This is a genomic window from Pseudomonadota bacterium, from assembly GCA_010028905.1.
Taxonomy (GTDB): domain Bacteria; phylum Vulcanimicrobiota; class Xenobia; order RGZZ01; family RGZZ01; genus RGZZ01.
The window spans coordinates 1-7,020 of record RGZZ01000268.1 but is presented as its reverse complement, the minus strand read 5'-3'; the positions used below and the strand labels follow the sequence as shown (position 1 = coordinate 7,020).

The window sequence follows — 7,020 nt, the reverse complement described above, 5'->3', positions numbered from 1 at the left end:
CAACGGCGGCGCGGCCAGCGGGCGCCTGGTGGTCGTGGCCCTTGGGGTGGCGTTCGTGCTGGGCGCGCTGCACGGTCTCTCGCCGGGTCACGGCAAGACCCTGGTGGGCTCGTATCTCGTGGGCTCGAGAGGCACGGTGGCGCAGGCCCTGTTGCTCGGATTCGTGGTGACCGTCACCCACACCAGCAGCGTCGTGCTGCTCGGGGTGCTGTGTCTCACCGTCTTCCAGCACGGCGTTCCGCCTCAGGTCTTTCCCTGGCTTGGAGCGGTCTCGGGCCTGCTGGTGAGCGCCATGGGCATCTGGCTTCTGCGGGGCGTGCTGCGCCAGGGCAAGAGCAGCCTGCGCGCGGTGGTGCTCGACGCCGCGCCCTCGGTGCGCCTGCGGCCTGTCATCTCCGCGCGAGTCGTCGGCGCGGGCGTGCTCACGGTGAAGGAGGGGCGGAGCCTGCTTCACGCGCACGACCACGGCCACGATCACCACCATCACGGCCACGATCACGGTCACGGCCACGATCACGATCACGGCCACGATCACGATCATCACCATCACGCTCACGACCACGGCCACGATCATCACGGTCACGACCATCATCATGCGCACGATGACGGCCACATGCACAGCCATGGCGGCCGGCCCCACAGCCACGCGCTGCCCGAGCGAATCACCCTGTGGAGCCTCATCGCGCTGGGGGTGAGCGGAGGGCTCGTGCCTTGCCCGGACGCCCTCGCGGTGCTCCTCACCGCCATCGGCATGAACCAGCTCGCCTTTGGGCTGCTCATCATCGTGGCTTTCAGCGCGGGTCTCGCGGCGGTGCTGATGGCGCTGGGCGTGCTCACCGTGACGGCGGGGCGCCTCCTCGAGCGGGCCTACCCGGGAAAGGCGGCGCTGCAGCGTCTCACGGTTGTGTCCTATGTCGTGGTGGTGCTGCTGGGCCTCGGGATCGCGGCACAGGCGCTGGTGAGCGGGGGAATCGTTCGCCTGCCGGTGTGATTCTTGCGCGACGTCGCAGGGCGAGCGGCGCTCTGTCAGGGGTGAACAAGCAAAGAGAGAGGGCCGAGGCCCTCTCTCTTCTTTTGCTGGGGATGCCAGACGCCGGCTCAGTGCGGCGTGGGGAGGTAGGGGAAGGAGGTTGACAGCGCAGAGTGGCCCTGGCCCACGTTGCCGCCGCCCGTGTACGACACGTTGTCGGTGGTGATGGCGGCGTGGGTCAGCACGGTGAGCGTGATGTCGATGACGTCATCGAGAATCAGGCGCCCGCCCGTGGGGATGCTTGCGATGTTCGTGGTGAAGGCTGCGCCGGTGAACGTGACGCCCCCTGCGTAGCCCGACGTGATGGTGGTGTCGATGCGCATCACGTCCGGCACGAAGGCGTTCACGATGGCGCCGATGGCCGCCTGGTTGTTGCCGAGGGCCGTGAGGGTGGCCACGATCTCGGTTCCCACCGCGGTGCTCAGCGCCGCCGTGTCTGACGTGGGGGCGATGGCGTTGAACGCGTTGAGGAAGTCGTTGGTGATGAGCAGGCCCTCATTGATGCCCGGACGGGCGAGGCGCTCAACCTGCACGATGGTGGTGGTGGCCGCCTCGACCGGCGCCGGGTTGGGCAGGGAGCCCGTGGGAATCGGTTGGGTGCCCGTGCTCCCGCCGCTCCCGCCGCACCCGGCGAGAACGATTGCGAGACCCAGGGTCGACGCTGCGACAGAAAGGCTGCGGATAACGCGATTCATTGTTGTCACACTCCTCACTGCTGCACCGAGATGGTCTGCCAGACGTCGAAGGCGGTGTCGGTGCTGACCTGCCCGTTTGCCTGGCGCTGGAGGAAGGCCAGCGGCATGCGCACCGCAATGGCGTTCACGTTGTAGTCCTTGGTGAAGTCGAGGGCCGAGGCGGCCGAGCGGAAGCCCACGGCGGGACCCTTGCCCAGGGCGCCGGCGCGCACGCGGAAGAACTGGGTCACGTCGAAGAAGAACGGGTCTTCGCGCAGGCCCGCGAACACGGTGAGGGTGTCGCTGCCTACGGTGACGCTGTTGTTCACCGGGGTGATGGTGTTGCCCAGGCCCGGGATGGCGGCCGTGGTCTTGCCCGCGTCGACGCTTGTGGCGGTCGTCTCATCGACTGCGCCGTTGGTGGCGAACAGGCGGGTGAGCGTGATGGCCTGCTGCGAATTCGAATCGGGGGCGCCAAACGTGAAGCGCAGCACCATGTCGGGCTTGCCGTCGCTCTTGTTGGCGAAGTCGTTGGCCGTGCCCGCGACGCGCTTGACGTAGAACTCGTAGCGCGTGGGGCTGGGGCTGAAGAAGTACTGCTGACGGGGCAACGACCGCGGGTTGGTGTTCATGATGAACACCATGTTCTTGTTCGGGTCGGTGGCTCCGCCAAAGGTTCGGGTTCCGCTGTCGATCTGGTTCTGCTGATCGACCTCGCGGAACACGTAGAGATCGGTGAGATTGACGTTGCGACCCTTGGTCGAGGTCTCTCCATCGTCGTGGTCAGAGGCCCGCACCGCGTGCGGTCGCGCGAAGAGCGCGAGGGCCAGGGCCGCGGCAAGCAGCACGGCCAGCATGGAAACCCGTTTCACAAGGCACCTCCTGGTTTTTCTTGTATCTCCGCCATGAATACCCCGAGGGGGGACTTTCTCTACGCGCGTCGGCGGAGACCGTCACAGGTGCTTCGCTTCGGGCTTGAGCGCCTCCTCCACCGCTGCTCGACGGGGCAGGCGAGGAGGCACCGTGCCGCGCGTCGTACTCGTGGGGGGGCGGCGTCGCCGATGGCGCCGCTGCAAGGAGAGGGACGTCACCCGTGGGATGGATGGACTGGGTCAACCGCCTGCGCAGCGCCGCGGGCATCACCGATCGGCAGCTGGCGTCTCTCGAGCGCCGTCGGGCATTGCGGGTGCGCCGCAAGGTCCCGGTCATCGCGGTGAGATCCAACAACCATCAGGTCCCCGTCGTCGCCGTCGAGTTCGGCACGCAGGGGCTGCGCCTCGAGACGGCAATCCGGCTCAAGCGGGGCGAGCGTGTGGCGCTGTACTGCGCCCGCAAGCCCATGGAGACATTTCGCGGACGAGCGTTCGGCACAGATCTCTCGGCTCCGCTGGCCTCGGTTCGCTGGACCCGGTACGTGCGCGACCGGCTGAGCTGGGAGATGGGCGCGTCGTTCGTCGTCGAGACCGACCTGCAAGCCGCCGCCGTGGCCCGCTTCCTGCTCGAGGAGTGTGAGGTGGGCATCGTCGAGGGGCGCGAGTACCGCCGCGCGCCGCGGCTCACCGCCAACATGCGCGGCCTGCTGCGGCTCCCCACGAAGGAGACGGTGGAGGTCAGCGTGCGCGATCTCGCCGTCGGAGGGGCGCTCCTGCTGGTGGCGCAGGAGGTGCCCCGTCACACGATGGTGCGCGCCGAGGTCGTCTTGAGCGACGACGCCGAGCCCCTGGTCTGTCGCGGCATGGTGGTGCGATGCCTGCCGCGGGGACGAGACCGCTACGAGCTCGGCGTGGCCTTCACAGGTGTGGCTGACGACCACAAGCAGCGCCTTGTGGCCCACCTGTCGCAGCTGCTGCGCAATAGCGGGTAGGAGAGCGGCCTCAGTCTCCCAGCGGAAGCGTGCCTTCTTCGACGGGCGGGGGGCCGATGCTGTCAAGCGACGCCTGCGCGGCGCCGCCCCCTTCGGTGAGGGGCACGAGGCGCTGCGCCTTGTACTTGGCAGAGGCCAGCCGGCCCTTGCGGGCGCGCTTGCCGATGAAGGCCTGCAATGTGGCGCCGGAGATGTTCTCCTGCACCTTGTCCTTGTTGCGCTTCATCGACTCGACCACCACGCCGCTGCGAATGACGAGCACATCGACGAGCGCTTCGCGGTCGTCGAGCCCCATGATGATGACGCCGCGCCCGCCCCCGCTGAGGTTCTTCATCTCGACCAGGGGGAACACGAGCATGCGCCCATTGCCGCTGAGGGCGGCCAGCAGGTTGTCGTCAGACTCGTAGTAGAGCACGGGCTCGAGCACCGTCTCGGCGGCCTCGACCGTGATGAAGGCCTTGCCCGCCTTCTTGCTGGCCTTCATGTCGCCCAGCTTGCACATGAAGCCGTAGCCGCCGGAGGTGGCAAGCAGGTAGCGGTGGTCTGCCGCGCCCGCGAGCATGGCCACGATCCTCGACTTGGGTTGCAGGTCGATGAGCGTGGTGACGGGTACGCCGTCGCCGCGCCCACCCGGCAGCTGCGACGCCTGCACGCTGTAGGAGCGCCCGTCAGAGCCCAGCAGGATCACGTCGTCGACTGAGCGGCACTCGGCCTTGCCGAGCAGGCGGTCGCCTTCCTTGTACGAGAGGTTCGTCAGCTCGAGGCTGTGTCCGCTGCGTGTGCGGATCCACCCTTTCTCAGACAAGATGACGGTGAGCGGCTCGTTCACCACCGTCTGTGTGAGAACGGCGCGCTCGGTCTCCTCGATGAGGGTGCGCCGGGCGTCGCCGAAGGTCTTGGCGTCGGCGTTGATCTCCTTGATGATCTGGCGGCGCATCGCCTTGTCGCTGGTGAGCAGGTTCTCGAGGTCGGCCTGCTCCTTGCGCAGCTCGGCGAGCTCCTGCTCGATCTTGATGCCTTCGAGGCGGGCGAGCTGGCGCAGCCTGATCTCGAGGATGTCGTCTGCCTGTCGCTCAGAGAGGTTGAACGCGGCGATGAGCTCGAGCTTCGGATCGTCGGCATTGCGAATGATGCGAATCACCTCGTCGACGTTGAGGAAGACGATGTGACGGCCCTCGAGGATGTGGATGCGATCGACCACCTGCTGCAGGCGGTGCTCGGTGCGACGGCGCACCGTGACGAAGCGGAAGTCGATCCACTCGGCCAGAACCTGGCGCAGCGACTTCTGGCGCGGGCGCCCGTCGCGGCCGATCATCACCATGTTGATCGATGCCGAGCTCTCGAGGCTCGTGTAGGCGAGAAGGGTGTTGACGAACTCGTTGCGATCGATGGTCGACTTCTTCGGCTCGAGCACGAGCCGCACCGCGTTCTCCTTGCCCGACTCGTCGCGGCAGGTGTCGAGCATCGAGAGGATGAGCTGCTTGTCTTGCTGCTGGTCTTGCGTGAGGCTCTTCTTGCCGGTCTTCACCTTGGGGTTGGTGAGCTCTTCGATCTCTTCGAGAACCTTCTGGCTCGAGCAGCCCGGCGGCAGCTCGGTGATGACCACCTGCCACTGGCCGCGAGCCATCTCCTCGAACTTGTAGCGAGCCCGCACCTTGAGCGTGCCGCGACCGCTCTTGTAGGCCTCGAGGATGTCGGTCTTCGATGAGATGATCTGGGCGCCGCCGGGGAAGTCTGGGCCCGGCACGTGCTTCATGAGATCGTACACCGAGAGCTCGGGGTTCTCGATGAGCGCCACCGCCGCGCTGGCCACCTCGGTGAGGTTGTGCGACGGGATCTCCGTGGCCATGCCTACGGCGATGCCGCTGGCGCCGTTCATGAGCACCATGGGCAGGCGGGCGGGGAGGAGCGCGGGCTCCTTGCCGGAACCGTCGTAGGTGGGAACGAAGTCGACGGTGCCGCGGTCGATCTCGGAGAGCAGCAGCTCGGCGTAGCGCGTGAGCCGGGCTTCGGTGTATCGCATTGCGGCGGCCGAGTCGCCGTCGCGCGACCCGAAGTTGCCCTGGCCGTCGATGAGCGGGTAGCGCACCGAGAAGTCTTGCGCCAGGCGCACCATGGCGTCGTAGGCCGCCTGGTCGCCGTGGGGGTGGTACTTGCCGATGACGTCACCCACCACGCGCGCCGATTTCACGGGCTTGGCGGTGGCGGTGAGCCCCAGCTCGTCCATCGCGTACAGGATGCGCCGCTGCACCGGCTTCTGCCCGTCAGACACGTCAGGGAGGGCGCGCCCCTTCACCACCGACACTGCGTACTCGAGATACGAGCGCTCGGCGTACAGCCCCAGGGGAAGGGCGTCGCCGTCGCCGATGAGCTCGGGCAGCGAAGGCGGCGGGCCCTCGCTGCCGCCTCCGCCGATGCCGCCGCCACTGTCGAGGTCGGCCGGGGGGGGGCCTGCGCCGTCTGCGGCGGGCGATTCGGCCGCGTTCACATCGTCGCTGCTCGGCGTGCCTGCCGCCCGTGGGGCGACCGTGCCTGGCGCGGGCGCGTCGCCGCCGTCATCGACGGGGTCGTACTGGTATGCGGCCTCGAGGGGGTCGAAGTCGCCGTAGAACTCGAAGTCGCCGCCCGTGGGTTCGTCGCTGCCGGAGGAGGCGTCGGTGTCGGTATCTGGGGCGGTGGCGGTGCTTCTCGCGGCGCCGCCGAACAGCTCGAGCTGGTCGTTGGGCTTCTCTGGGGTGCGGGGTGGAGTGGGCATGGGAACGGAGGGTTCGTGTGCCGGCCGCGCTTTCCTCTCTGCCGAGGCGGAGATCCGGCGCCCTCTGAGGGGCTTTGGCCGCGCGGATCAGGGCGACATGCAGACGGAGATCATCTGCCTGGCAAGCGCCAGGCGCAGGTTCTGGTAGTCTGGCGCAGACATCGTCTCGACCTCGTGCAGAAGGGCGTCGACCTGGGCTTCGTTGGCGCGATTTCTCAGGTGCCCCTTGAACTCGCGTGAGATGGCATCGTGATTTCCCGCGCGGGCCTGATCGAACATGCCCAGTATCTTGCGGAGCTTGTAGTCATCGGCCTCCCCCAGGCCTCCCTGCGAGGGGTAGGGGCCTCCGCCGGAGCCTGTGTAGGGCGGTTTCGCGTCTGGCCCCCCCATCGGTGGCGCGGTCTTCTCGGGCCGACTGTGGGTAGACGTGGGCGGCTGCCCACCGGCGTAGGCTGTCTGCCCGCTGCTGTAAGGCGGGGTCTCACGCTGAGGCGTGGCGGGAGAGGTTTGCGTCGCCATCGGGTTGCTGCCGCCGGCGTGCGTCACGGTCGGCGGTTCAACGTCGATGATCGTCTTCGTGGCGGTTGCGGCTTTGGCGGGTTGGAGGTTGGCCACGAGGTTCTGGGACTGCCCTCCTGAGAGGAGAAGCGTCTTGGTGTAGGGGGCATACCCGGGCCGTTCGATGGAGATGCGATGC

General features: G+C 67.7%; 6 protein-coding genes. 2 read left to right on the top strand and 4 right to left on the bottom strand.

The genetic code is table 11. The features are described 5' to 3' along the window. Window positions 1-25 precede the first annotated feature (25 nt). Window positions 26-991, top strand: coding sequence for a high frequency lysogenization protein HflD (locus EB084_16450; protein ID NDD29848.1), 966 nt, complete (start codon window positions 26-28; stop codon window positions 989-991). Between the two features lie 107 nt (window positions 992-1,098). Here the strand turns inward: EB084_16450 and EB084_16445 are convergent, their stop codons facing one another. Both EB084_16445 and EB084_16440 read right to left on the bottom strand, forming a co-directional pair. Continuing rightward, window positions 1,099-1,725 (bottom strand): DUF4331 domain-containing protein, encoded by a 627-nt coding sequence (locus EB084_16445; protein ID NDD29847.1) that lies wholly within the window; start codon window positions 1,723-1,725, stop codon window positions 1,099-1,101. A 14-nt stretch (window positions 1,726-1,739) separates the two neighbouring features. After that, window positions 1,740-2,561, bottom strand: coding sequence for a DUF4331 domain-containing protein (locus tag EB084_16440; GenBank protein NDD29846.1), 822 nt, complete (start codon window positions 2,559-2,561; stop codon window positions 1,740-1,742). Between the two features lie 245 nt (window positions 2,562-2,806). Between EB084_16440 and EB084_16435 the strand changes: the two genes are divergently transcribed. Continuing rightward, window positions 2,807-3,568 carry a PilZ domain-containing protein gene (locus EB084_16435; GenBank protein NDD29845.1) on the top strand — a complete coding sequence of 254 codons (762 nt, stop codon included), beginning with the start codon at window positions 2,807-2,809 and terminating at the stop codon, window positions 3,566-3,568. 10 nt (window positions 3,569-3,578) lie between these two features. On the opposite strand, the gene parC is transcribed toward EB084_16435, so the two are convergent. Both parC and EB084_16425 read right to left on the bottom strand, forming a co-directional pair. Beyond that, on the bottom strand, window positions 3,579-5,984 hold the full coding sequence (gene parC / locus EB084_16430) for a DNA topoisomerase IV subunit A (protein NDD29844.1): 2,406 nt from the start codon (window positions 5,982-5,984) through the stop codon (window positions 3,579-3,581). Between the two features lie 426 nt (window positions 5,985-6,410). Further along, the coding region (locus tag EB084_16425) for a hypothetical protein (GenBank protein ID NDD29843.1) at window positions 6,411-7,020 on the bottom strand (610 nt) is incomplete at its 5' end.

Excerpts from the sequence above, each read along its gene's own strand:
- EB084_16435 (NDD29845.1), top strand. The coding sequence starts at position 2,807 with ATGGACTGGGTCAACCGCCTGCGCAGCGCCGCGGGCATCACCGATCGG.
- EB084_16440 (NDD29846.1), bottom strand. The coding sequence starts at position 2,561 with ATGCTGGCCGTGCTGCTTGCCGCGGCCCTGGCCCTCGCGCTCTTCGCG.
- EB084_16445 (NDD29847.1), bottom strand. The coding sequence starts at position 1,725 with ATGAATCGCGTTATCCGCAGCCTTTCTGTCGCAGCGTCGACCCTGGGT.